The sequence below is a fragment of the Streptomyces sp. NPDC042002 genome (assembly GCF_055588305.1).
On the sequence record NZ_JBVJCT010000008.1, the window covers coordinates 97,326 to 121,292 of the forward strand.

22 protein-coding genes and 4 pseudogenes are annotated in these 23,967 nt (G+C 69.0%); 13 read left to right on the plus strand and 13 right to left on the minus strand.

Annotated elements, in window-relative coordinates; all coding sequences use genetic code 11:
- Positions 1–66: 66 nt before the first annotated feature.
- The 3 genes from ACZ6KY_RS14910 to ACZ6KY_RS14920 form a co-directional block, all read right to left on the minus strand.
- A complete protein-coding gene (locus ACZ6KY_RS14910; protein ID WP_469310702.1) occupies positions 67–582 on the minus strand; it encodes a GntR family transcriptional regulator in 516 nt (171 codons plus the stop codon).
- Complete coding sequence (locus ACZ6KY_RS14915) at positions 575–1,369, minus strand: hypothetical protein (RefSeq protein ID WP_469310703.1); 795 nt, start codon at positions 1,367–1,369, stop codon at positions 575–577. Before ACZ6KY_RS14915 ends, ACZ6KY_RS14910 begins: the two co-directional genes overlap by 8 nt.
- A gap of 168 nt (positions 1,370–1,537) precedes the next feature.
- Positions 1,538–1,771, minus strand: a complete 234-nt coding sequence (locus tag ACZ6KY_RS14920; protein ID WP_469310704.1) for a hypothetical protein — start codon at positions 1,769–1,771, stop codon at positions 1,538–1,540.
- A 64-nt stretch (positions 1,772–1,835) separates the two neighbouring features.
- On the opposite strand from ACZ6KY_RS14920, the gene ACZ6KY_RS14925 reads away from it, so the two are divergent.
- From ACZ6KY_RS14925 to ACZ6KY_RS14945, 5 genes and pseudogenes are all read left to right on the plus strand, one after another.
- Positions 1,836–3,557 carry an acyl-CoA dehydrogenase gene (locus tag ACZ6KY_RS14925; RefSeq protein ID WP_469310705.1) on the plus strand — a complete coding sequence of 574 codons (1,722 nt, stop codon included), beginning with the start codon at positions 1,836–1,838 and terminating at the stop codon, positions 3,555–3,557.
- 374 nt (positions 3,558–3,931) lie between these two features.
- On the plus strand, positions 3,932–4,690 hold the full coding sequence (locus ACZ6KY_RS14930; RefSeq protein WP_469310706.1) for an SDR family oxidoreductase: 759 nt from the start codon (positions 3,932–3,934) through the stop codon (positions 4,688–4,690).
- Between the two features lie 114 nt (positions 4,691–4,804).
- Positions 4,805–5,245, plus strand: a pseudogene (locus tag ACZ6KY_RS14935) (VOC family protein); the annotation flags it as partial.
- A gap of 709 nt (positions 5,246–5,954) precedes the next feature.
- Positions 5,955–6,341 (plus strand): hypothetical protein, encoded by a 387-nt coding sequence (locus ACZ6KY_RS14940; RefSeq protein ID WP_469310707.1) that lies wholly within the window; start codon positions 5,955–5,957, stop codon positions 6,339–6,341.
- A gap of 413 nt (positions 6,342–6,754) precedes the next feature.
- Entirely contained in the window at positions 6,755–8,233 is a 1,479-nt protein-coding gene (locus ACZ6KY_RS14945) for a glutamate-cysteine ligase family protein (protein WP_469310708.1), read from the plus strand.
- Positions 8,234–8,551: 318 nt separating this feature from the next.
- Here ACZ6KY_RS14945 and ltaE read toward each other — a convergent pair whose 3' ends face one another.
- From ltaE to ACZ6KY_RS14975, 6 genes and pseudogenes are all read right to left on the minus strand, one after another.
- Positions 8,552–9,679: a low-specificity L-threonine aldolase gene (gene ltaE / locus ACZ6KY_RS14950; RefSeq protein WP_469310709.1), complete on the minus strand. Its 1,128-nt coding sequence runs from the start codon at positions 9,677–9,679 to the stop codon at positions 8,552–8,554.
- A 276-nt stretch (positions 9,680–9,955) separates the two neighbouring features.
- The gene (locus ACZ6KY_RS14955; protein ID WP_469310710.1) at positions 9,956–10,432 is read right to left on the minus strand and encodes a GNAT family N-acetyltransferase; all 477 of its coding nucleotides are present in this window, start codon (positions 10,430–10,432) and stop codon (positions 9,956–9,958) included.
- 389 nt (positions 10,433–10,821) lie between these two features.
- Entirely contained in the window at positions 10,822–11,229 is a 408-nt protein-coding gene (locus ACZ6KY_RS14960) for a hypothetical protein (RefSeq protein ID WP_469310711.1), read from the minus strand.
- 130 nt (positions 11,230–11,359) lie between these two features.
- A pseudogene (locus ACZ6KY_RS14965) lies at positions 11,360–11,572 on the minus strand (aminoglycoside phosphotransferase family protein); the annotation flags it as partial.
- A 315-nt stretch (positions 11,573–11,887) separates the two neighbouring features.
- Positions 11,888–12,466 (minus strand): hypothetical protein, encoded by a 579-nt coding sequence (locus tag ACZ6KY_RS14970; protein WP_469310712.1) that lies wholly within the window; start codon positions 12,464–12,466, stop codon positions 11,888–11,890.
- Positions 12,467–12,873: 407 nt separating this feature from the next.
- Positions 12,874–14,175 (minus strand): IS701 family transposase, encoded by a 1,302-nt coding sequence (locus tag ACZ6KY_RS14975; RefSeq protein WP_469310713.1) that lies wholly within the window; start codon positions 14,173–14,175, stop codon positions 12,874–12,876.
- Positions 14,176–14,322: 147 nt separating this feature from the next.
- Here ACZ6KY_RS14975 and ACZ6KY_RS14980 point away from each other — a divergent pair, with 147 nt between their 5' ends.
- The 6 genes and pseudogenes from ACZ6KY_RS14980 to ACZ6KY_RS15005 form a co-directional block, all read left to right on the plus strand.
- Positions 14,323–14,871 carry a GNAT family N-acetyltransferase gene (locus ACZ6KY_RS14980; protein ID WP_469310714.1) on the plus strand — a complete coding sequence of 183 codons (549 nt, stop codon included), beginning with the start codon at positions 14,323–14,325 and terminating at the stop codon, positions 14,869–14,871.
- Positions 14,872–14,950: 79 nt separating this feature from the next.
- Complete coding sequence (locus ACZ6KY_RS14985) at positions 14,951–16,093, plus strand: IS630 family transposase (RefSeq protein WP_469310715.1); 1,143 nt, start codon at positions 14,951–14,953, stop codon at positions 16,091–16,093.
- Positions 16,094–16,159: 66 nt separating this feature from the next.
- A pseudogene (locus tag ACZ6KY_RS14990) lies at positions 16,160–16,322 on the plus strand (IS630 family transposase); the annotation flags it as partial.
- 252 nt (positions 16,323–16,574) lie between these two features.
- On the plus strand, positions 16,575–16,937 hold the full coding sequence (locus tag ACZ6KY_RS14995; RefSeq protein ID WP_469310716.1) for a YciI family protein: 363 nt from the start codon (positions 16,575–16,577) through the stop codon (positions 16,935–16,937).
- Entirely contained in the window at positions 16,934–18,220 is a 1,287-nt protein-coding gene (locus tag ACZ6KY_RS15000) for an RNA polymerase sigma factor (protein ID WP_469310717.1), read from the plus strand. The genes ACZ6KY_RS14995 and ACZ6KY_RS15000 overlap by 4 nt, the downstream gene beginning before the upstream one ends.
- A gap of 88 nt (positions 18,221–18,308) precedes the next feature.
- Positions 18,309–18,740: pseudogene (locus ACZ6KY_RS15005) on the plus strand (hypothetical protein); the annotation flags it as partial.
- 13 nt (positions 18,741–18,753) lie between these two features.
- On the opposite strand, the gene ACZ6KY_RS15010 reads toward ACZ6KY_RS15005, so the two are convergent.
- A complete protein-coding gene (locus tag ACZ6KY_RS15010) occupies positions 18,754–20,001 on the minus strand; it encodes an RNA-guided endonuclease InsQ/TnpB family protein (RefSeq protein WP_469310718.1) in 1,248 nt (415 codons plus the stop codon).
- 22 nt (positions 20,002–20,023) lie between these two features.
- On the opposite strand from ACZ6KY_RS15010, the gene tnpA reads away from it, so the two are divergent.
- Both tnpA and ACZ6KY_RS15020 read left to right on the plus strand, forming a co-directional pair.
- On the plus strand, positions 20,024–20,452 hold the full coding sequence (tnpA, locus tag ACZ6KY_RS15015) for an IS200/IS605 family transposase (protein WP_469310881.1): 429 nt from the start codon (positions 20,024–20,026) through the stop codon (positions 20,450–20,452).
- Between the two features lie 536 nt (positions 20,453–20,988).
- Positions 20,989–22,278: an MFS transporter gene (locus tag ACZ6KY_RS15020; protein WP_469310719.1), complete on the plus strand. Its 1,290-nt coding sequence runs from the start codon at positions 20,989–20,991 to the stop codon at positions 22,276–22,278.
- Between the two features lie 92 nt (positions 22,279–22,370).
- On the opposite strand, the gene ACZ6KY_RS15025 is transcribed toward ACZ6KY_RS15020, so the two are convergent.
- The 3 genes from ACZ6KY_RS15025 to ACZ6KY_RS15035 form a co-directional block, all read right to left on the minus strand.
- Positions 22,371–22,742, minus strand: coding sequence for a hypothetical protein (locus tag ACZ6KY_RS15025; RefSeq protein WP_469310720.1), 372 nt, complete (start codon positions 22,740–22,742; stop codon positions 22,371–22,373).
- A gap of 98 nt (positions 22,743–22,840) precedes the next feature.
- Positions 22,841–23,356 carry an AMIN-like domain-containing (lipo)protein gene (locus tag ACZ6KY_RS15030; protein WP_469310721.1) on the minus strand — a complete coding sequence of 172 codons (516 nt, stop codon included), beginning with the start codon at positions 23,354–23,356 and terminating at the stop codon, positions 22,841–22,843.
- A 335-nt stretch (positions 23,357–23,691) separates the two neighbouring features.
- Positions 23,692–23,937, minus strand: a complete 246-nt coding sequence (locus ACZ6KY_RS15035; protein ID WP_469310722.1) for a hypothetical protein — start codon at positions 23,935–23,937, stop codon at positions 23,692–23,694.
- Between the last annotated feature and the right edge of the window lie 30 nt (positions 23,938–23,967).

Below are 23,967 nucleotides of genomic sequence, written 5' to 3' on the forward strand. Positions count from 1 at the left end.
TCCGGTCCGGCAGCTGCTGCCCGGCCGGGCAGCAGCTGTTTCGCCCACCGCGATGACGCGGTCGGCCTAACTCTGGGATGGCGGCCTCGAGTTCGCCGTGACGTCGTCTCCCTCGCTGTGGTCGCTCAGGTCACCGTCGGCGATGAAGACGCCTGGCGCCTTGGGGCCACCCGCACCGCTGTCGGCGGCCGTCGAGGAGGAGGGCCCGGGCGCCAGGGTGTCGCGGACGGCGGTCAGGATGTCCTCGGTGCCGGCGCCGAGCGCTCGGGCGGCGGACGTGAAGTCCCGTACCAAAGTCGCGAGTTGGTCGGCATCGTGCGCGTGCGACTCGGACGGGAGCGCCGCGACCCGGGTGCCCGCCCCTCGGCGGGTGCGGATCAGCTCGGTGCTCTCCAGTTCGCGGTAGGCGCGGGCCACGGTGCCCGGCGCAAGACCGAGGTCGGCGGCGAGCTGGCGCACGGTCGGCAGGCGCTCGCCCTCGGCCAGCCGGCCGGTGCGGATCAGCGCGGCCAGTTGGGCGCGGATCTGCTCGTACGGCGGTACCTGGCTGGTGGTGTCGACACGGACGGCGGGATCACTCATCGTCGAAAGCCCCGTCGTCGGCTGCCTCGTCGTCGACCGCCCGGGGCACGACCACGGTGACCAGGGACCATCCGAAGGTGAACAGGCCCAGCAGGCCCAGAGGGCAGATCGCGACGATGGTGGCGGCGCCCAGGGGGCCGGCGCAAGCCCTGTCCGTGAGCGCGACGAAGAGCATCAGTACGACGAGCAGCACCTGGCTCGACACCAGCAGCCCCCAGGCTCCGGTGATCGCCCACGCGCGGTCGCGGCGCTGCTGGTCGTCGCCCGGGCCGTGGGCGATGCGGCGCAGGGCCCAGACGCAGACGGGGGTTCCGACCGCGAGGGCGGCGACCATCGGGCCGCTGTAGTACAGGCCGGGCCAGGGACCGAGGGATGTGCGCATCCCTTCGCAGGTGATCGTGATGACACGCCCCGCTCTGCCGGTCCGGTCGAAGTCGGAGGAGGCCGTGACCGCACCCATCAGCAGCAGGGTGACGAGAGATGCCGCCTGCAGAAGGAGCAAGGGCGCCATACGGGGCGGCACTTGGTCTCGGATCAGGCGCGGGGCGAGGCTCGCGGTGCGTACCGCCTCCTGGGGACGCAGGGTCAACGCGTCGCCGAGCAGTACTCCGCCCACCGCGCACAGGCCGAACGCGGTGATGGCGAACACGAGGGGCATCGTGATGTCGTCGCTGTCCATCGTGACCAACTGCTGTGCGGCCACGATGCCGATGGCCAGACCGGACCAGCGGGCGTAGTGGTCGGCGTGGTCGAGGAACCGGGACTGGAGCGGGACGGGGTCGAGCATACGGAGATCCCCCGGATCATCTTGTATCAAGCAGTGGGTACAAGATGCCCTGGTCGAAACCTTGTGTCAACTGCTCGATACAAGATGGACGAAGGGCGTACTGGCGTACCGGCGTTCGGGAGACCGCGATGAGGTTGGAGGAGTGGCAGTTCAGTGTCGTGCTCACGATCAGGGCATCATGGTGTGGGTGAACCTGGCCACCAGCTCCGAGGTCGTCGGCACGAGCGGCAACCCCGCACCCTGCGGGTCGTATCGACCGGCCACGGCCCGACACCGCTCCAGCCGGCCGATCGCTGAGACCTCCCCGATCCCGAGACGCTGGACGTGGGCCGCCCGCTGCCGCGCGCAGTGCTGCGGCGCGCCATCGCGTACGAGCTGACGGAGTTCGCGTGGTTCGATCATGTCCCCCGCCTGCGCCGGACCACCGGCGGATGCCCCAACCCCGTATTCGAGAAGGAAACTTGCCATGTCGGACAGCTTGCTCTTCAACCCGCGCACCTATGACCCGGCGCACTTCGACCCGGAGACCCGCCGCCTGCTGAGAGCCACCGTCGACTGGTTCGAGACCCGCGGCAAGAAGGCACTGCTGCGCGACTACATCGACCGTACCTGGTACGCGGACTTCCTGGAGTTCGCCGCCAAGGAGGGCCTCTTCGCCACCTTCCTCACTCCGTCCGCCGATGCCGCGGGCGACGGCAACAAGCGCTGGGACACCGCCCGCAACGCCGCCCTGAACGAGATCTTCGGCTTCTACGGTCTCAACTACTGGTACACCTGGCAGGTCACCATCCTCGGCCTCGGCCCGGTGTGGCAGAGCCCGAACCCCGAGACGCGCGCCCGTGCGGCGCAACTGCTCTCCGAGGGGCACGTGATGGCCTTCGCCCTGTCCGAGAAGAGCCACGGCGCCGACATCTACCGGACGGACATGGTCCTCACCCCCGACGGCGAGGGGGGCTTCCGCGCCAACGGCTCCAAGTACTACATCGGCAACGGCAACGTCGCCGGACTCGTCTCCGTCTTCGGCCGCCGCTCCGACATCGAGGGCCCCGAGGGCTACGTCTTCTTCGCGGCCGACAGCCGGCACCCGGACTACCACCTGGCACAGAACGTCGTGAACTCCCAGATGTTCGTCAGCGAGTTCCGCCTGGAGGACTACCCGGTGCGCGCCGAGGACGTGATGCACACCGGCCAGGCGGCCTTCGACGCCGCTCTCAACACGGTCAACATCGGCAAGTTCAACCTGTGCACGGTGGGCGTCGGCATCTGCGAGCACGCCATGTACGAGGCGGTCACCCACGCCCACAACCGCACCCTGTACGGCAACCCGGTCACCGACTTCCCGCACGTGCGCCGCGAGTTCACCGACGCCTACGTCCGACTGGCCGCCATGAAGCTCTTCAGCGACCGGGCCGCCGACTACTTCCGCTCGGCCGGTCCCGACGACCGCCGGTACCTGCTCTTCAACCCGATGACCAAGATGAAGGTCACCACCGAGAGCGAGAAGGTCATCGACCTGCTGTGGGACGTCATCGCGGCCAAGGGCTTCGAGAAGGACACCTACTTCGACAAGGCGTGCCGGGACATCCGCGGCCTGCCCAAGCTGGAGGGCACGGTCCACGTCAACCTCGCCCTCATCCAGAAGTTCATGGGCAACTACCTTTTCCAGCCCGCCGATTACGCGCCCGTGCCCACCCGCCTCGACGCGGCCGACGACACGTTCCTGTTCGCGCAGGGCCCGGCGCGCGGCCTGGGTGCCATCCGTTTCCAGGACTGGCGCATCGCCTACGACCGGTTCGCCGCGCTGCCCAACGTGGCCCGCTTCCGCGAGCAGGCCGACGGGCTGTGCGAGCTGCTCTCCCGGCACGCCCCGGACAAGGCCCAGCTGCGGGACCTCGACTTCTCCCTCGCCCTCGGCCACCTCTTCGCCCTGGTGGTCTACGGGCAACTGGTGCTGGAGCAGGCCGAGTTGACCGGCCTGGACGAGGACCTGCTGGACGAGATCTTCGCCGTCCTGGTCCGCGACTTCTCCGGCTACGCCACCGATCTGCACGGCAAGGCCGCCGCCACCGAGGCCCAGGCGGCCTGGGCACTGGCCCACATCCGCCGCCCGGTCTCCGACCCGGAGCGCTTGGCCCGTGTCTGGTCCCAGGTCGAGGCGCTGTCCGGCGCCTACGAGATGCGGCCCTGACACAGGGGTCCACGGCCGCGGCAAAGAACCCGCGGACCCCGGCGACGCGGCGGACCGCCCGAGGTATCGCCTCTCGACCCGCGGCGCGGATGCCGTCCAGTCGAACGGGTGACAGACTGAAGGTCGAATCGGCGGTCCGCGCCGGAGGGCATGGGGCATGACGCGGCCGGCGAAAACGCCCAGCCCAGGGGTGTGGCGAGCGCGGTGCGCACCTGATCGAGCCGGCTGGTGCCTTCCACCACCTCGTCGGGCGCCTTCCATCACCTCCGTTGGCAGGGGCCGAAGCCGACGTTCGCGGGCGCGAGCGGGGATCGTGTTTCGTAGACGCGAGCGGGGAACGTACGGAATCCGTGTTCTGAGGGTGGTGACCCCCTGTGAGTGGGACCGATGGAGAAGCCGGTGGAGCCCGTGGAGGATTCGCCGGGCAGACGGTCGTGGTGGTGGGAGGCAGCGCGGGCATCGGTCTGGAGACCGCGCGACAGGTGCGTGCGGCCGGCGGCGACCTGGTTCTCGTGGCGCGTGACGCCGGACGCCTCGAGCGAGCAGCGGCCGAACTGAACCCGCTGAGCACGGCCACGTTCGACGCCCGGGACGTCGAACGCCTGGAGCGCTTCATCGCAGAGCTGCCCGGGCAGGTCGACCACGTGATGGTCACGGCGGGCAGCCCGTCGTACACCCCCATCGCCGAACTCGACCTGGCCAGGGCCGGGTACGACTTCGGCGGGCGTATCGCGATGATGCTGGCGGTGGCGCGGGCGAGCCGGGGGAAGGTCAGAGCCGGGGGAACACTGCTGTTCATCGGAGGCACCGGCGGCCGGCGGCCCGCGCTCGGAATGGCCGTGACGGGCGCTCTCACCGCGGCACTCCCGGCTCTGACAGCCAACCTGGCACTGGAGGTCGCCCCTGTCCGGGTCAACCTCATCGCGGCCGGATTCGTGGACACACCGCTGTCGGCCTCCCTCCTCGGTGACCAACTCGACGCGCGGCGCGAGGAGTTGAGGAAGACGCTGCCCATAGGCCGGGTGGTCGGACCTGAGGATGTCGCCGCCCTCGCACTGCACATCATGGCCAACGGCGCCCTCACCGGCGCCACATACGACATCGACGGCGGCCAACAGCTCGTCGCGCACTGACCGTTCACCGCCCCAGGCCCAAACCGCGGTCGGCCGTCGAGGGCGGTCCGACGCCGCTCGCGGATCAGGTCGTCGCCGGTGTCCCGTCCGGGTCCGAGACGAGAGGAGCAAGCCATGGACATGAAACTCGAGGTCGTCGTGGTGCCGGTGTCCGACGTCGACCGGGCCAAGGACTTCTACACGGCGCTGGGTTGGAGACTCGACGCGGACGTCGCCACCGACGGGGACTTCCGGGTGGTGCAGATGACCCCTCCGGGTTCCCCGGCTTCGGTCATCTTCGGCAGATCCGTCACCGATCAGGCCCCGGGCTCAGCTCGCGGACTGCACCTGGTCGTCGACGACATCGAGGCCGCCCGCGACGAGCTGAGACGGGGCGGCGCCGACCCGAGCGACGTGTTTCACGACGCCGGCGGCGTCTTCCACCACGCCGGCACGGATGCCCGGGTGTCCGGCCCTGATCCTCAACGCGGCAGTTACGGCTCCTTCCTGTCGTTCAGTGACCCGGACGGCAACGGCTGGTTCCTACAGGAGATCACCAAACGGCTTCCGGGACGGCTGGACCCCGCGACCACCTCGTTCGCCTCGGCCGAGGACCTGGCGAGCGCACTGCGTCGGGCCGCGGCGGCGCACGGTGAGCACGAGGCGCGCCTGGGCGCGGAGGACCCGGACTGGCCGGACTGGTACGCGCGGTACATGGTGAGCGAGCAGGCCGGGACGGAACCGCCCTCGTGAGCGCTCGGACACCTGGTCCACCGGCGCTCGTCGGGTCACCCCGTCGTCGCCCTCAGCGTCCGTCTCGCGCGTGGCCGTCCTCTCGTAGTCTGTCGACGTGACCCGCCATACGCCGCCGCGCCCGGTGGACGTCGAGAAACTGTTTCCCGAGTTGGTGCCCCTGCTGAGGGAGACCGTGAGGCTTCACCCTCGCGCGGGCGAACCGACCTGCCGGGACAGCTCGGTGGGCGGCCCTCTGTTGTGGCCTGCCGAGGAAGCGTGGCCGCTGTGTCCCGAGCACGAAGGGGCGCCGATGGTGCCGGTCGTGCAGATCTATCGCGCCGGCGTTCCTGACATCGTCCCGTTTCCCGACGGATGCGATCTGCTCCAAGTCCTGTGGTGCCCAAGAAAACACAGCGGCCATCGCTGGGTCGTTCCGCACGTCAGATGGCGGACGGCCGGATCGGTCCGGAAATCGCTGGAGGCACCGCCGAGCCCAGCTGAGAGGTGGGAGAACTACGTCGCACGTCCTTGCGTAGTACATCCGGAGCTGGTGAAGGAGTACCCCTACTGGGACCCGCATGACGACATGTGGGACGAGTTGGAGTTCCGATTCCTGGCACTGGAGGACGAGACGGGCTGGGATTACCAGAGCCACCTCTCCACCGCGCCCGGCACAAAGCTGGTCGGATACCCCGGCTGGTGCCAGGACCCAGAGTGGCCGGAATGCACCGGATGCGGGAATCGCATGGAACACCTGCTGACAGTGGCGAGCACCGAAGCCGACTCCGTGTCCCGGCATGCCTGGACCCCGGTCGAAGAGAGCCACACGCCTTTCGAGGGGCCGGGCCTGGTACTGGGTGACCTGGGTGGTGTGTACCTCTTCGAGTGCCACATCTGCCCGGGGCGTCCCTTCACCCACCGCTACGACTGCCCGTAGTGGACGAGAGACCTGCCCGGCTGGACGGGAGCCTGGGCGGGGACGGGATATTCCGGGGATCCACCGCCCGGACGCACCGGACGATCACGCCCTCGGTCGCTCCCGGGCCGGACTGACCACCAAAACACGGACCGGCTCCGCGGCGGTCTGGCAGCTGTGCGCCGTATACGGACTCTGCGCGATCACCGCGGTGGCGATGACCGGACGCCGGACACGGGCCGGGGACGGCTGAGGCGGACCCCCGGTCTCTGGCCCCGGTCGCCGGCCACGGGGCTCTACACCGTGGCCGGGGCTCTACACCGTGGCCGTCGCCGACCCCGGCCACGGCGTGGAGCCCGTCCCGCATGGTCAGACCCGCCCAGTGGTGCGACGCTGGAGGGAAGAGGTATTCGTGGGGCCACCCAGGAGGGCCGATGGGACGCGACGTTCCGGCACTGGTCTTCACTCGCGAGGACCGTCGCCGGTACCGGATCAAGATGCAGGAATGTCTCGACGCCTTCGCGCAGATGCTGCGCGAGTCACGGTTCGACGCGGAGCGCCCTCAGGTGGGCCTGGAGATCGAGCTGAACCTGACCGATGCCGAGGGCGAGCCGACGATGCGGAACGCCGACGTGCTCGACGCCATCGCGGATCCCGCCTGGGACACCGAGCTGGGCCGGTTCAACCTGGAGATCAACGTTCCGCCCCGCCAGCTGATCTCGGGTGGCCCCGACGCCTGGGAGGAGGAGATCCGCGCCGCCCTGAACCACGCCGACGAGCGCGCCAGGACGATCGGTGTCCATCTGATCATGATCGGCATCCTGCCCACCCTGCGGGAGACGGACGTCGGCCCGAAGGCCCTGTCGGAGAACGCCCGCTACCAGCTGATCAACGAGCAGGTCTTCGCGGCGCGCGGCGAGGATCTGCTCATCGAGGTGGACGGAGTCGACCGGCTGCGGACCTACGCGGAGACCATCACGCCGGAGGCCGCGTGCACGAGCACGCAGTTCCATCTCCAGGTGTCTCCGGAGGAGTTCGCCGACTACTGGAACGCGGCGCAGGCGATCGCCGGGGTCCAGGTCGCGCTGGCGGCCAACTCGCCGTTCCTGTTCGGCAAGGAGCTGGCGCACGAGACGCGCATCCCGCTCTTCGAGCAGGCTACGGACACCCGCCCGCAGGAGATCAAGGCGCAGGGAGTACGGCCCCGGGTCTGGTTCGGGGAGCGGTGGATCACCAGCGTCTTCGATCTCTTCGAGGAGAACCTCCGCTACTTTCCGGCACTGCTGCCCCTGTGCGAGGACCAGGACCCCACACAGACGCTGGACCGCGGCGACACACCGGACCTGGCCGAACTCACCCTGCACAACGGCACGATCTACCGATGGAACCGTCCGGTCTACGCCGTCGCCCAGGGCAGACCGCACCTGAGAGTGGAGAACCGCGTGCTGCCCGCGGGCCCGACGGTCGCCGACACCCTCGCCAACGGCGCCTTCTACTACGGCCTCACCCGGGCACTGGTGCACGAGGACCGGCCGGTGTGGTCCCGGATGTCCTTCTCGGCCGCCGAGGACAACCTGCACGCCGCGGCGCGGAACGGCATCGACGCCCTCCTGTACTGGCCCGGAACAGGTGAGGTGCCGGTGCCCGAACTCGTCCTGCGCCGGCTGCTGCCGCTGGCGCACGAGGGCCTGGAGCGCTCGGGCATGGACGCCGCATGGCGGGAACCGCTGCTCGGCATCATCGAGCAGCGGTGCGTCACCGCGCGCAACGGCGCGGTCTGGCAGAAGGAGATGCTGCACCGCTTCGAAGCGTCGGAGCACTGCGGCCGTCACGAGGCCCTGCGGCGCATGACGCGCCAGTACATCGACTACATGCACCTCAACGCGCCGGTCCACACCTGGCCGGTGGACTGACGAAAGCCCGCTACGCGCCTCGGTGGCGCGGGCTGTGGTGATGTCCCCAAAGGACCCACCCAGCCGTGCCTTGACTTCGCCGCTCACGTCGAGAGCCCGTCCGACTCTCACCACGTGCGGCACCTGCCCGGCATCCGGGCGGCCGGTCCGCGACACGCAGGGCGAGGATCAGCTTCGGCCCTGGGCTCCCCCGCCAGGGCAGGATCGCCGGTAGGCCCACCGTGCTTCGGCGAGCCTCTTCGGCCGTGAGTGCGCTTCTCCGGTGCGGGCATCCGTGCGGAGAGGCGTGACGAACGTAGGACCAACGTCCCTGCAGGCTCAGCGACTTACTGTCTCGGCCATGGTCTCGCGTACGATCCGCACCGCGCGTTCCGCGTCGGCGCGCGTCACGTCCAGGTGGAACACGAAGCGCAGCCGGCCCGGGTATCCCGCACACAGCAGGCCACGACGCGCCAGCCGGTCGCGCACCTCGTCCGCCTCGATGCCGGGAGCGGACCTCGCGAAGACCATGTTGGTCCCGCTGGGCTCGACGGTCAGACCCTCCACGTCCTTCAGGCCCTCGGCGAACAGCGCGGCGTGCGCATGGTCGTCCGCGAGCCGTGTCACATGGTGGTCGAGCGCGTACAGAGCCGCGGCCGCCAGCACGCCGGCCTGCCGCATTCCGCCACCCAGAACCTTGCGCCAGCGCCGGGCACCGGCCACGAACTCCCGTGACCCCACGAGCGCCGAGCCGACCGGCGCGCCCAGGCCCTTGCTGAAGCAGACGGAGACACTGTCGAAGTGGCCGGCGATCAGCCGTGCCTGCTCGTACGGGTCGCCCCCGCCGGCCGCCGCGGCGTTGAACAGCCGCGCCCCGTCAAGGTGCGTGGCGAGTTCGTGGTCGCGGGCGACCTGTGTGGCGGTCTTCAGGTAGTCCAGTGACACGGCCCGGCCACCGATGGTGTTTTCCAGGCAGAGCAGCCGCGTGCGCGCGAAGTGCGGGTCGTCCGCCTTCACCGCCGCCGCGATGTCCAGCGGGTCCAGCGTCCCGTCCGCCCGATGCGCCAGCGGCTGGGGCTGAATGCCTCCGAGCACGGCGGCGCCGCCGCCCTCCCACCGGTACAGGTGGGCCATCTGGCCGGCGATGTACTCGTCCCCTCGGCCGCAGTGGGTCAGCAGCGCGCACAGATTGCTCTGCGTCCCCGAGGGGACGAACAGCGCGGACTCGAATCCGAGCAGCCCGGCGATCCGCTCCTGGAGCGCGTTGACGGTGGGATCGTCACCGAAGACGTCGTCACCCACCTCGGCCTCGGCCATCGCCCGGCGCATCGCCTCGCCGGGCCGGGTGACGGTGTCGCTCCGCAGGTCGATGAGGTGGCCGGGCTCTTCGTGGGCCGCATCGGTCCTGTCCACGGCACGGGAGACGTCGAAGGCGTCGGTGGCACGGACGGCATCAGTGGTTGGCACACGCACACTCTGCCACGCCAGAAGCGACCTCGGCCGCCGGGGTGGCCGACGAGCCCGAGGGTGTGGCCCAGAGGCCAGAAGGGAGGAAGCGGCGCCATGACGGAGCCGCGGAGACGGAAGACCCGCACCTGTGCGGCCGGTGCCCGCCTCCCGCAGAGCGCGGCCGACGCGCCGGTGACCACACCGTTGAGTCGGCGCGGCCGCCGATCGCATGGTTCCAGATCTCCACTCGGCGTCGGGCACGGCACACGGCTTGAGCGGGTGGGCGGTGTGGGCTCAGTCGACCAAGGTGAGGAGGACTTCGTCGACTTCCTCGCCTCGTGCGTTCGCGAAGTCCCGCGCGCTGCCGGTCACCACGAACCCGCACTTCTTCAGGACCTGGATCGAGGCGAGGTTGTCCGCCGCGGCGCGGGCGTGCACCGGGCGCTCCGCCGCGATCACAAGAAGCTCGCGCAGCGCGGCAGTTGCCGCTCCCCGCCCCCAGTACTGCCGCCCGATCCAGTACGTGACCTCGCGTTCCTCGGGAGGTCCGAACACGGCAACGTGCCCGACGACCTCGTCGCTGTCGCCAACCACGGTGCGCATAATGATCGCTGGGTCCTGTCGGTTCCGTGCCCAGTGAGCGTGGAACAGCGCGGTGTCCGATGGGTCCTTGGCGGTGAACGCCGCCATCCGAAGCCCTTCGGGGTCGTTCGTCTGAGAGAAGAAGACGGGCAGGTCGGTGTCTCTCACGTCTCGCAGCGTTAACTCCATCGGAGCCTCCCGGCAGGTGATCGTGAGCGGTCGGCAGTGTCAGGCACCTGATGTGCTCTCCACGGTCAGGCATGCCGTGAGAACTTCGCCGCGCTCGTAGAGTCGACTGTGGCACCTCTCTACACCACGCCGGCCCGCTCGTCACCACGTTCAGCTCTCGCCCGCATCGCAGGACGCTGCGCGGACTCGGCGGACGGTCCGCGACGCCGACCACGGGATCGCGCCGGAGCGGCTTCAACGCGTGCCGCCGAGCGCCCTGATCGGTCAGTCGGGCGGCGGGCCGGGGCTGCCCGGCGCGGAAGTGTCGAACACCCCACGGAGCGCGCGGGCTCGGGCCGGCTCCGTGGGGTGTTTCGCGATTCGGGCCGCCCGGTCGCGCGGCCGTCGTGTCAGCCGAACCCGATCCCGAAGAGCAGCGTGCCGATGGACGCCAGCGTGAGGCCCAGCGGGATCAGGCTCACCGCGATTCCCACGCCGAGGCTCTTCCTCTTCGCCGGGTACCACGGCACGCCCAGGGAGAGCACCGCCAGCAGGAGCAGCACCAGGGCAGTGCCGATCGCGGCCTCCGTGCTTCCGCAGGGGTTGGCTGCGGTGCACGAGTCCAACGCCATGGGGGACACCAGCAGCAGGAGGGCGGCGACGAGTTGGACCGCAAGCGCCACCAGCACCCCGACCAACGGGGCGATCCACCACTTCCGCCGGGGCTGCGCCCGGTCGGCGGGGAGGGATCCGGCCGCGGACGGCGACGGTGAGAGAGGAGGCTGAGTGGGGACCTGCGGTCTGGCGGGTGTGCTCATGGGCACAGTATGACGACCTGGTGAAAGTCTCGTGAAGCCTGGTCTGCCCTGACACCGCGCGGGTGTAATGCCGTACGCCTTGGCCTTTCGGTGCACGATGAGTCCGGGGCGCGCCCCGGACCGCCCTGGCTCAGCCCAGCGTGTCCATCAGGCCGGTGACATAGGCATCCAGCCGCTCCTCCACGGCCCGTGTCGTCAGCTCTGTCCTCCCTGCCTCCCGCCATGGACGCGCCGCCAACCGCACGTCTTCTGAGAACGCCAGCCCGTCCCGGACCTGCCAGTGCAGCCGCTCGCTCGCGGCCTCGGCCAGCACCCCGCCTGCCTCCTCATACGCCTCACGGAACAACGAAGCTCCTGGTCGACGGTTCTCGACCAGGAGCACCCGTGTCCGCCACGAACTCCGTGCTCAACTGTCCGTCGCCGATCGGCCTGTCCAACCGGACGCTACGGCACCCGCCCGGCCAACTGGCCGATCACCGGAAGGAGATCGGCATGCGCCCGAGGCCGCGTCTTCGGCGCACTCTGCGCGGCCGAGGGCATCGCGATCGTCACCGGCACGTACGCGGCCGGCTTCCAGGGCCAGTTCCTCGGCATCATGCCCATGCTCGCCGCGCAGGACAGTGGTCACGTCCTGACAAAGACCCAGCGAGCAGGCTGGTTACAGCTCCTCCCTCAACCGCGCCCAGGTATGAGTGTCCAGGCTGTCATGGGGGCCAATGCGGGAGAGCTCGGCGCCGTCGCGTCCCAGGGCCACGATGGCGGGACGGGCTCCGCGGCTGATGTAGGGGGACGTCCAGACAGCGATGAGTTCGCGGTGCTCGGGATTGTCGATCCGGCGGGCACCGATGAGAACGTGACCCACGTCCCGCCCGAGGCTCACTTTGACGCAACTGATCCATGGGGCTGCGGTGATGGAGCGTGGAGGGTCAATGCTGCGGGTGAGGCTGAGAACGCCCCCGCCGTTGCGAACGTCGAGCACATCGACGTTGACAGGATCGTCTCCGGAGCCGCTGCCGCCCCCCACGTACCGCCACTTGTCGGCATACCACTCCAGGAGCGCAATGTGCTCACGCGTGCGCGGTGACTTCGGACGCCACACGATCCACACCGCCCCGACACCGGCCGTGGTGTCGACGTCTGCCGACACCACGGTCAGCAGGCGCCGCGGGATCCACCACGGGTGCGGCGCATCTCTCGCCAGCATCCGCCGCGACACGCCCCGCAGAAAAGTCTCCACCTGGGGTTCCGTCCACACGGCCTTTCCCCATACCTGCATGCGCCTGCGATACCCAGCACGCGAGGGCTCAAGCCCCAAGCCGGTGAGGCAAAACCTGACAACCCTCCGATGACCATGATCGGACAGCCCGGAGGGACGACAGCCGTGGTTGTGACGGACCATCCCCCCTGGTCAGGGCTCGTCGGGGTTCCGCTCATGGGTGCCGACATCCTCTGGTCCGAGGGTGACGGTGGACTCCGATTGCCGGTCGCTGTCAAGCTTCGTGCGCCTGCTGCCACAGTGTGGCTTGTCGCGGGCCGTCCGGCCCAGTGGCCACCGGACGGGCGTTCCCACCTCGGAACCGACGACGTTATGGCCGTCTTCACGCACGAGTTCGCCGGCGCCGTCGGTCTCCCTTTAGTGCCGCACTAGTACTCCAGTGCGACTTCGTGATCTATGTGTTTGAGGAGTCGTCGTCGGTAGTGGCTGCGGCGTGCAGTTGCTTGATGCTGTCTCCGCCAGGCCGACCAGTGCAGCAGGAGACCGGGTGAGGGCAGTAGTGGCCTGAGGATCGCTGCGAGTAGGTGGCGGATCTCCGGGACGGTCAGGCTGATCGGGTCGCTTTTGCGGGCGTGGCGGTTGGCGTCGGCAGGGCGACGTGGAGCCGCGACAGCGGCGACTGCGGCGAGGAAGGCGAGGGCGAGCATGCCGAGGGTGATGTGCCGGTGCCAGGCGGTCCAGTGCCTGACCTGGTAGTGGTCCAGGCCGGTCTGGCCTTTGGCGGCCTGGAAGCATTCCTCTATGCTCCAGCGGATGCCGGCGACGCGGACCAGCTCGGACAGCGCCACCGGGGTCGGTGACCAGCATAGGTAGAAGGCCAGTTCACGGGTGCTGGGGTTGCGGCGGATGAGCAGGTAGCGGTGATCGTCCTCGCCGATGTGGATCCAGACCCAGTCGTAGTAGCGCGGGCCTTTCGCGCCTGCTCCCGCGGATTGCCGGTGCCAGGCAGAGGCAGGCAGCCGATCGGCAACGACCTGTGCCTGGACCGGAGTGCGGCCGTGGTTGATGCGTACCCTCGTGGTGCATGCGACCGCGAGGACGTAGCCGACCTTGCGGGCCTCCAGGACCGCGCGCAGGTGCGGGTCCTGGCCGTAGGCCTCGTCGCCGGTGACCCAGGAGGCGGTGACCCCGGCGTCGAGAGCCGCGGCGATCGTCTGGGCGGCCAGGCGGGGCTTGGTCGCGAACTCCAGCTCGTCGGGGATGCCGGCCTGGGTCCGGCGTTCTTGGTCGTGGCACCAGGTGTGTTCGGGCAGGTAGAGGCGACGGTCGATCAGGGCCCGTCCGCAGCTGGAGGCGTAGGCGAGGAAGACGCCGACCTGGCTGTTCTCGATCCGTCCTGCCGTGCCGGTGTACTGCCGCTGCACTCCCGCGGAGGCGCGGCCCTTCTTCAGGAAGCCGGTTTCGTCGACGATGAGCACGCCTTCGTCGGCGCCGAGGTGTTCCTGGACGTAGGTACGGACGTCGTCGCGCATCGCGGCGGCGTCCCAGCGGGCGCTTCGCAGCAGGCGTTGCATCGGTCCCGGGCGGGCGTGGCCGGCGTGTTCGGCCAGGCGCCAGCAGTTTTTGCGCTCGACGCCGGAGAGCAGTCCAAGGAGATAGGCGCGGGCGGTGGCGCGGGGTTCGACTCTCCGGAAGTGGCCCGCGATTCTGGCCGTGACCTGGTCGAACATCGCCCGCCAGCGGGCAGGGTCTACGCTATGGCCAGCGGCCACCGCACGATCTTCAGGAGCCCACACAACCCCCGATGATCACGCGGTGGCCGTTCCTGTTGCCACCGGGCCCAGCGCAGACGGCGACGCTGGAATTAGGCTGCCGCCATGTTGCTGGACCTTGCACTCGGTGACCGAAAAGTCCAAATCAGAGATCTGGAACCGGCTGACGAGCAGGACGTGCTCGCACTGTTCGACGGGGCTGAAGACTGGTTCACGGCCACCACGAGCCAACCTGCCGCGCCCGGCGATGTCCAAAGCCTGTACTACGCCTTGCCTGAGGGTGCGGCCTTCCAGGACAAGGCTCTCATCGTCATCACCGTCGACGGCCGAATCGTCGGCGTGATCGACGCCGTGCTCCGGTATCCGACGCCAGACGGTTGCTCGCTCGGCCTGTTCCTCATCCACCCTGCATATCGGCGCCAGGGGCTGGGCCGTCTGGTGGCCTCCGCCCTCCTCCGTGAACTCGCCGCACAGGACTACACCCAAGTGGTTGCTTCGGCAGTTGAAGGCTGGCAGCCAGGCACAGGGTTCCTGGCCGAACTCGGGTTCTCCTTCGAAGCGCCCCGGACCCCAGGGAACGCCAATCGCAACCTCGGACCCGGCGAGCGCCCCGTCATCCCCGCACGGCTTCGTCTCGACGCAACGGCTCACTGACCAGCACGATCCTCCGTCAATCACGAAGTCACACTGGAGTACTAGTGTCCTGCGCCGGAGATCCGTCGTTAATTTGTTTATGAGTGCTTCTGCGGATGTTCCGGTGCCACGTCGCGGTCCGAAGCTGGAACCGTTGTTGTTGTCGCCTGATGAGCGTGTGGTGTTGGAGCGCTGGGCCCGTAGGGCGTCATCTGCGCAGGCAGTGGCTTTACGGGCTCGCATCGTGTTGGCATGTGATGGTTCTGATGTCCCGCCGATTGTTGTGGTGGCACGCGAGTTACACATCGCGGCGGACACGGTCCGCAAGTGGCGTCGCCGGTTTCTGGCCGCCCGCCTGGACGGGCTGGTGGACGAAACCCGGCCGGGCCGGCCGCCCACCATCAGCGTCGACCAGGTGGAGGCCGTCGTGGTCAGCACGCTGGAGGAGATTCCGAAGAACGCCACGCACTGGTCGCGTTCCTCGATGGCGGACCGCAGCGGCCTGTCAAAGTCCACGGTGGGCCGGATCTGGCGCAGGTTCCAGCTCAAGCCGCACCTGAGCGACACGTTCAAGCTGTCGACGGATCCGCTGTTCGTGGAGAAGGTCTACGACGTGGTGGGCCTGTATTTCAATCCGCCAGAGGGTGCGGTGGTCCTGTCGGTGGACGAGAAGTCCCAGATCCAGGCCCTGGACCGCTCGCAGCCCGTCCTGCCGATGATGCCCGGCATGCCTGAACGCCGCACTCACGACTATGTCCGTAACGGCCTGACCACCTTGTTCGCGGCCTTCGATGTCGCGACCGGCGAAGTCATCACATCCCTGCACCGCCGGCATCGGGCCGCGGAGTTCAAGAAGTTCCTCATCAAGATCGACAGTGAGGTCCCTGAGCACCTGCAAGTTCATCTGATCTGCGACAACTACGGCACCCACAAGACCCCGGCCATCAAGGCATGGCTTGCCAAACACCCGCGGTTCCACCTGCACTTCACCCCCACCGGCTCCTCCTGGATCAACCAGGTCGAGCGATGGTTCGGCTTCCTCGCAGACCAGAAGATCCGCCGCGGCGCACACAAAAGCGTGCGCTCCCTCGAAGCCGACATCCGAGCCTGGGTCAAACAGTGGAACGAGAACCCGACCCCGTTCACCTGGACCAAAACAGCCGAAGAGATCCTCGACTCACTCGCCCGCTTCTGCCAACGGATCTCCGGCGCAGGACACTCGGCAACGTTCGCCCTGTGGTGAGGTAGCGCCCGGTCGCTGCGCCGGGCAGCGGCGGACGGTCAGAATGACCAAGGGGCTGAACGTGTGCGGGTCCGGGACATGCTTCACAACCTCACCGCCGACGGCATCGACTCGCTCTGCCCGAAGTACGAAGGCGGCGGCCCCAACGACCTTCACCTTGCCCGAACACCGGGAGATCAGGAAGATCGCCAAGTCCAGGCCGTCCGAGCACAGCCTGCCGTTCGCGACCTGAAAGGCGAGCCCGACCGCATTGTCCCCGATCAACACGTCGTCGCAGAAGGTCTCCCAGAGCCCGTTGTCCGAGAGAGCGGTCGCGTCGACGGCGACGCGGTCCAACCGTCCACTCGTCCCGGTGCGTCTCCTTGGGTGATTGTTACGTAGCGGGGTATCGGCCGAAGAATGTGCGAGGAGTGCTGTCGAATCCGGGCCGGCCGTTCGACGTAGGGGCGTGAGGCAACAACCACCTGAAAGGACAGCCACCATGGCTCAGTACGCGATCCTGATCTACGCGAAGGCCCACGCTGACGAAGCCGAGGTCATTCCCGGGGCGCGTGAGGCCCATGACCGCCACTTCGAGGACTTGGTGAAGTCCGGGGCCCTGGTCGCGGCATTCGCCCTGCAGCCCGCCGCCGACACGGCTACTTCGATCCACGGCGACGTGGTGACGGACGGTCCGTTCGTCGATGCCAAGGAGGTCATCGCGGGCTTCGCCGTCATCGAGGCACCCGACCTGGACGCCGCTCTGAAGATCGCCCATGCCAATCCGGCCACCCGGCAGGGCGGCGGTGTCGAAGTGCGGCCCGTAGACGGCGGCTTCATCGCGGATCGGTCCGCTACGGCATGACGCCCCCGGCAGACGTGGAGACGGCGGTCGCGGACGCGCACCGTCGCGGGTGGGCCATGGTGCTCGCCGCGACGGCGCGCGTCGCACGCGACCTGGACCTGGCCGAGGAGTGCGTGCAGGAGGCGTACGCCGCGGCCCTGGCGAGCTGGGGCCGCGACGGGATCCCGGACGAACCGGCGGCCTGGCTCACCACCGCGGCCAAGCGCCGCGCGATGGACGCGGTGCGGCGCGAGCGCACGTTCCGCTCGAAACTCCCGCTGTTGGTGGAAGCCGAGGAGGCACAACATGAGGTGGCTGTCGACGAATCGTCCTCCGTCGAGCCGGAGGACTTGGTACCGGACGAGCGGTTGCGGCTGATCTTCATGTGCTGCCATCCGGCGTTGGCGCAGGAGGCGCAGCTGGGACTCACGTTGCGACTGGTGTGCGGTGTGGCGACCATCGATATCGCCCGGGCTCTTCTGGTGTCGGATTCGACGATGGCCGCCCGGATGACCCGGGCGAAGAAGAAGATCTCGGCTGCGCGGATCCCCTTCCGGCTCCCCGGAGCGAGTGAACTGCCGGACCGGCTGCGCGCGGTGCTCGGCGTGATCCATCTGCTGTTCACCGCCGGGCACACCGCACCGTCCGGCGCGGCGTTGGTGCGTACGGATCTGGTGGACCAGTCGCTGCGGCTGACCCGGATGCTCCGGGAGCTGATGCCCGACGAGCTGGAGGTGCGGGGGCTGCTCGCCCTGCTGCTGGTCACGGACGCCCGGCGGGCCACTAGGGTCGACGCGAACGGCCGTCTGCTGCAGCTGGAGGACCAGGATCGATCGCTCTGGGACCGCTCCGCGATGGCCGAGGCGCACGACCTGATCGTGGACGGGCTGCGCGGTGGGCGACCGGGCCGCTACGTCCTGCAGGCGGCGATCGCCTCGCTCTACGCCGAGGCGCCGTCCTACGACCGTACGGACTGGCCACAGATCGTGATCCTGTACGACGAGCTGCTCTCGGTGTGGCCGTCACCGGTGGTGGCGTTGAACCGCACGGTGGCGGTGTCGATGGTCTCCGGCCCGGCACGGGCGCTGGAAGAGGTCGCGGAGTTGGAGAAGGACGACCGGCTCGCGAGATACCAGTACCTACCGGCGATCAAGGCGGACCTCCTGCATAGGCTGGGCCGCTCGGCGGAGGCCTCGATCGCCTATCTTCAGGCGCTGGAGTTGGCCGGAAACGACGCCGAGCGCGCGTTCCTGGCCGAACGCCTCACCGGTCCGCATCGGGCACAACCCATCGTTTCGGAATGAGAAACACCGCGACGTCCGAGGGCGCGCGGCCAGTGGCGCGGTGCCTGTCGCGTCGGCTGTGAAACCCGGTGTCCGGCTGTCGGAGCGCGGTGCAGTCGCCCGGCACCAGGTCCAGGAGGTCACAGTGCACACCTACGACGCCCAGGTCACCCTGGGCACCCCGCAGCCGCTGCCCGACGAGGCGGCACTCGACGGTGTCGACGAGTTCCTGTCCACCTGCTGCGCAGGGACGGACGCCTGGCCCCACGAGCCCGCTGTCGTCGACTACCACGCCGCCGAGGGCCGATCCTGGCGCCTTACGCTCTCCGCCGACGGCACACGGTCCACCCCTCTCCCCACGCTCGGCACGATGCCCGCCGCCGCTGCCGGTGATGCCCCGGACGAGGCCGACGCCTCCCTCCGGGGCACGGCCGGTGAGCTGGTCCTGGCCCTGTACGGCCGTCTCCCGGTGGACTCCCTGAAGCTCGACGGTGACCGACGCCTCTTCGACCTGCTCCTGGCCTGGGACCCGGACGATTGACATCCTCCCGGCCCTAAAGGGCCAGGATTCCTACTACGGTCGGCTGACCGTCTCGGCGGGTTGCTGCTTCATCGCGCGGTGCCGGGACGGATCCCGGGCTTACCTGCACTCCACGGCCGTTTACGGTCTCCGCCTGTCCGGCGGCGACCTTGCGTCCTTCGGTCTTGATGTTGATCGCGGCGTTCACGTCGCGGTCGTGGACGGTCCCGCAGCCCTGACACGTCCACTCGCGGACGTTCAGCGGCTTGGGGCCGTCCTTGAAGCCGCAGGCGGAGCAGAGCCGGGAGGACGGGAAGAACCGGTCCACCCGGGCGAAGACCCGCCCGTGCCGTGCCGTCTTGTACTCCAGCATGCTCACGAACGCCGACCATCCGGCGTCGTGCACCGACTTGGCCAGGCGCGTGCGGGCGAGACCCTTCACCGCGAGGTCCTCGACGTACACCGCTTGGTTCTCGCGGACGATCGTCGTGGACAGCTTGTGGTGGAAGTCCCTGCGTGCGTTCGCCGCGTGCGCGTGAGCGCGGGCGACCTTGACGACGGCTTTCTTGCGGTTGTTCGAGCCCTTCGTTTTGCGGGCGAGGTTCTGCTGCGCCTTCCTCAGCTTGCGCTCGGCGCGGCGGAAGAACTTTGGCGCGCTCACCTTCCGACCGTCGGAGAGGACCGCGAAGTGGGTGAGGCCGAGGTCGATGCCCACCTCGTCGGCGGTCGTCGGCATGCGGTCCAGGTCGGCGGCCGGGTCGGTCTCCACGACGAAGCTCGCGAAGTACCGCCCCGCCGCGTCCTTGGTCACGGTCACCGTGGACGGCGTGGAGGGCAGAGACCGGGACCATTTGACCGGGATGTCGCCGATCTTGGGCAGGCGCAGACGGCCACCTGGTGTGATCTTCCAGCTGGCGTTGGCGGTGAAGCGGATCGTCTGCCGGTTGTCGCGCCTGGACTTGAAGCGGGGTGCGCCCATGCGAGGGCGCTTGCCCTTGAGGCCGTCGAAGAAGTTCTTGTACGCGGTATCCAGGTCCCGGAGGGACTGCTGGAGGACCACCGACGACACCTCGCCGAGCCAGGCCCGGGGCTCGGTCTTCTTCGACGCGGTGAGCCGCTTGGACAGTTCGGCCGAGGTCACGAACGGCAGTCCGGCCTTGCGGGCATCCTCACGGATTCGCAGGGCGTCGTTGTACACCACCCGCACACAGCCGAACGCCCGGGCCAGCGCGGTGCGCTGACCCGGCGTCGGGCCGATGCGGAAGTTGTACCGGAGCTGCATGACCGCACCCTACCGATGGTCCATGTCACCGCAATGGGAACCTGACCCTGATATCCGCCGAGGTCGAACAGTCGTCTACAACCTGCACGCCCATTTGGTATTCGTCACCAAATACCGGCGGAAGGTCATGGACGACGCAATGCTCCGCACCTGCGAGGAAGCCATGCGTAAAGTCTGCGAGGACTTCGGCGCGGAACGGAAAGAGTTCAACGGCGAAACCGACCACGTACACCTGCTCGTGCGCTATCCGCCGAAGGTCGCCCTGTCCGGCCTGGTGAACTCCCTCAAGGGCGTCAGCTCCCGGCGTCTACGCGCCCAGTACACGGGGCGGGTGAACCGCGCCATCATGCACGGCCGTTTCTGGTCGCCCTCGTACTTCGCCGGCTCATGCGGTGGAGCCCCGCTGCAAGTGGTCAAGGACTACATCGCGCAGCAGAAGCGACCGGACTGACCAACCCGCCGCCGTGGGGCGATTCACCCCCGGCCTGAAGGCCGGGGCACTCTCGCCTACGAGAGGTAGGACACGACGGTGCGCCTCGCGGGCATGCCCCTGCCAACGGCTGCGGCGTCGCCGTCGTCGCGTCCGGGCTGCTGGTCGCGGTCTCCGGCCGGGGTCCCCGTACACGGCGAGGTGCGCTGGCGGCGGTGCGGGCGACCAGACGGCGAGTTCTGACCGGCACGTCAGGCGCGCCGTCCGGTGGGACGAACGGCACCAGGTTCTCGGTCGGCTCCTCCGGCATGGCCGTGGCCGTCTCGGCAGGTCGGCTGGGTGAGGAACAGCACAGCGGCGGCCCGCTGGACCCGTACGGCGTCCGCAGTGTCGATGGAAGTGCGCACGGCGTCGAGGTCCACTCATGTGACCGCGCTGGTAAAACAGACGATTGCGGATCGTCGCCGGGTCGGTGGTTTGATCGTCCCTCGCCGGCATTGATTTGATTCACGGCGATCCAACGGCGCGTCGCGTCATACGAGAGAAGGGTGCGGAGGTTGATAGCGAGGCGATCCCTGGGGCGCCGGTTCGGCTGGCTGTGGGCGGCCTATGCGGTGAGCGCCTACGGGTCCGGGCTGGGGTTCGGGGCATTCCCGCTGATCGCCGTGCTGGCGTTGCACGCCGGCCCCGCCGAGGTGTCCGCGTTGTCCGCGGTGGGACCTGCGGTGGGTGCGCTGATCGCGCTGCCACTCGCACCGTGGGTGGAGTTTCGGCGCAAGCGTCCGGTCATGATCGCGATGGACCTGGCCCGGTTCGGGGCCATGGCGACGATCCCGGTCGCCTACGCCTTCGGCCGGCTCAGCTTCGTCCAGTTGCTCGTTGTCTCGGCCGTGGTCGCCGCAGCCAAGATCGCCTTCAACGCGGCCAGCGGCGCCTACCTCAAGGCCCTCGTCGGGGCGGACGACCTGCTCGTGGCCAACGCGCGGTTCGAATCCACGAACTGGAGCTCCATCGCGGTGGGGCCCCCGCTGGGCGGCGCGGCGATCGCTCTGTTCGGCCCGGTCACCACTGTGGTGGCCGACGCTCTCAGCTACCTGCTCTCCGCGCTGGGCATCACCGCGATTCGCGGCAGCGAGGAAGCACCGGAGACAACCGACAAGAACCCGGTACGAGCGGGCGCGTTGCTCGACGGCTGGCGACACATCCTGGGTGATCCAGACTTGCGGGCGCTGTACCTCAACAACATGCTCGTCGCCGGTCTGATCATGGCCACCGAGCCGCTGCTTGCGGTGCTCCTGCTCCGCCAGCTCGGGTTCCCACCCTGGCAGTACGGCCTCGCCTTCGCCGCCCCCTGTTTCGGCGGACTCATCGGCTCCCGGCTGGCCCGCCGTGTCGTGGCCCGCTACGGCCGGCACGGGGTCTTCCGGACCGTCGGCACCCTGCGCGCGATCTGGCTGATCGGCCTGGCCTTCGTCCGTCCCGGCGTCGTCGGCCTGGTCACCGTGATAGTTGTCGAGCTGGCGATCATCATCAACATGAGCCTGTTCACCCCGGTGCTCGCCACCTACCGGCTCGAACACACCCCCGGGCATCTCGTCGCCCGCACCCTGTCGGCCTGGTCGATCGGCCAGCAGGCGTCCATCGCCGTCTTCACCGCGCTCGGCGGCCTGCTCGCCGACGTCACCAGCCCGCGCACCGCTCTCACGGTCGCGGGTCTGCTCATCCTCACCAGCCCGCTGCTCCTGCCCCGCCGCAGGCGTCCCGCGCCCGCAGATGATCGTGAACCGGCCACGTCCGGCCCGGGCGCTCGACAGCCGATCCAGGGCACCACGCCGGCGCAGCCCTGACCGCGAGACCGCGAGACCGTCAGGCTCGGCGGCGACGTCCGACAGCCGCCCGTCGGCGCCGGCCCGGCTGACCGTGTGGCCGGGATCGCGGGCTAGAAGATGCGCATGCGTGTCTGTCGCGTGAGGTTGTCGTGGGTTTCGCGCAGCCACGGGCTGCGGACGGCCGACAGCCGGACCAGGGCGTGCTGGAAGGCTCCCCAGTCAGCCCGGAAAAGGTGATGAGGACGCTCTGCCGGCGGGTCGTCGCGCAGGACGCCGCCGGGCATGGCGCCCGACGCGGGGAGGGGCAAGTGCGGCTCAGGGAAGACCAGCCACAGCCACACCCCGAACGGCAGCTGTTCGTTGTTGACGCTGTGGTGTGAGGGGTTGCCCAGGCTCGGTATCGGGCAACTGCGCTGCGCGTCAGGGACCCTCACCTGCTGCCCGCGCTGCTCCGCATTGTCGCGCCCACCGGCAATCCCCACGTCAACTGCCTTGGCGGGAACCGGAATTCCGGGCCCTCAACCGGCAACGGCCCAGCCCGGCAGGGCTGGGCCGCGACTGCTTCGGTGGCAGCCGGCACTCACCCGCACGAGTTGGCGTGGTTGATGTCCATGACCACGCGCTCGGGGCTGTGCAGCTTGTAGACCTTGTACGTGGGCTTGGTCTGGAACGCGGTTGCGAAGGTGACCACCCCTTCGAAGTCTCCGGTCAGCGCGAGCCCCTTCAGCTTGGGAAGCTGGATCTTCACCAGCCGGGGGCCCTGGTAGACCGACTTGCCCGCGCCGTTGTGAGCGACCGCGGGAGAGAGCCTGGTCTCCAGGAAGTACTTCCCGGCAAGCGGGACCTTCTTCCCGGAGGGATCGTAGCGAAGCGTCGTGACCGGCTTCACGCTGACGGACGGGGCGCTGCCCTGTACGTCGATGACGACCCGGTCGTACGTGCAGTGCCCGGCCCACCGGGCGTTCACGATGCGTGCGGGCGGCGAAGTCTTCGCGGGTGCCTTCGTCTGTGCGGCCGCGGAGGCGGGGACCGTGGCTCCGACGGCGGTGAGAAGGACGCCCGCGACAATGGCCGCGCGGGATGGGTGATGTTGCATGACGCCCCCAGAGGCTCTTGGTGAAGGGGACAGACGATTTCGCTATGGGAGACATGTTAGGGATCCGAATGGTTGCACTGCCAGAGGCTTGTACTTCCGGTCCCTCGGATGAGCTACACCCTCGGAGCTGCTCAAAGCCCGGCCTCCTCGACTCGACCGCCGTTCCCGAGGCCGGGCCGCCGCCCCGGATCATGCCGGCGCCGGGCACCCGGCATCGGCCGGTCCTCTCCTAGCGACCGCCCTGAGCGGGTGGCACGGCGGGGGCGGTGCGCTTGAGTTCGATCTCGACGAAGGCAAGACGGGTCTCGCCGATGTTGACGACGTCGCGGGCAGGATCACGCGTCGACAGCGGCCGCTTGCATGGCCGAACGCACGGCCGAACGCACGGCCGAACGCACGGCCGAACGCACAGCCCTGGCGAGGCGGGCTCCCCGCAGGGAGCGGGGCCCGGCGAAGGCGTGGACCTCTTCCCCCGGGACACGGGGTGCGCGCGGCGATGCACACGGCGTCCCTGGGCGTGCCGGAGCAGTCGTGGCGGCATCGAGCGGTGCCTGCGCCTTGGCCTCCGTCACCGTGCTCACCGCGTCGACCAGCGCAGCGCGGTGCGCTCA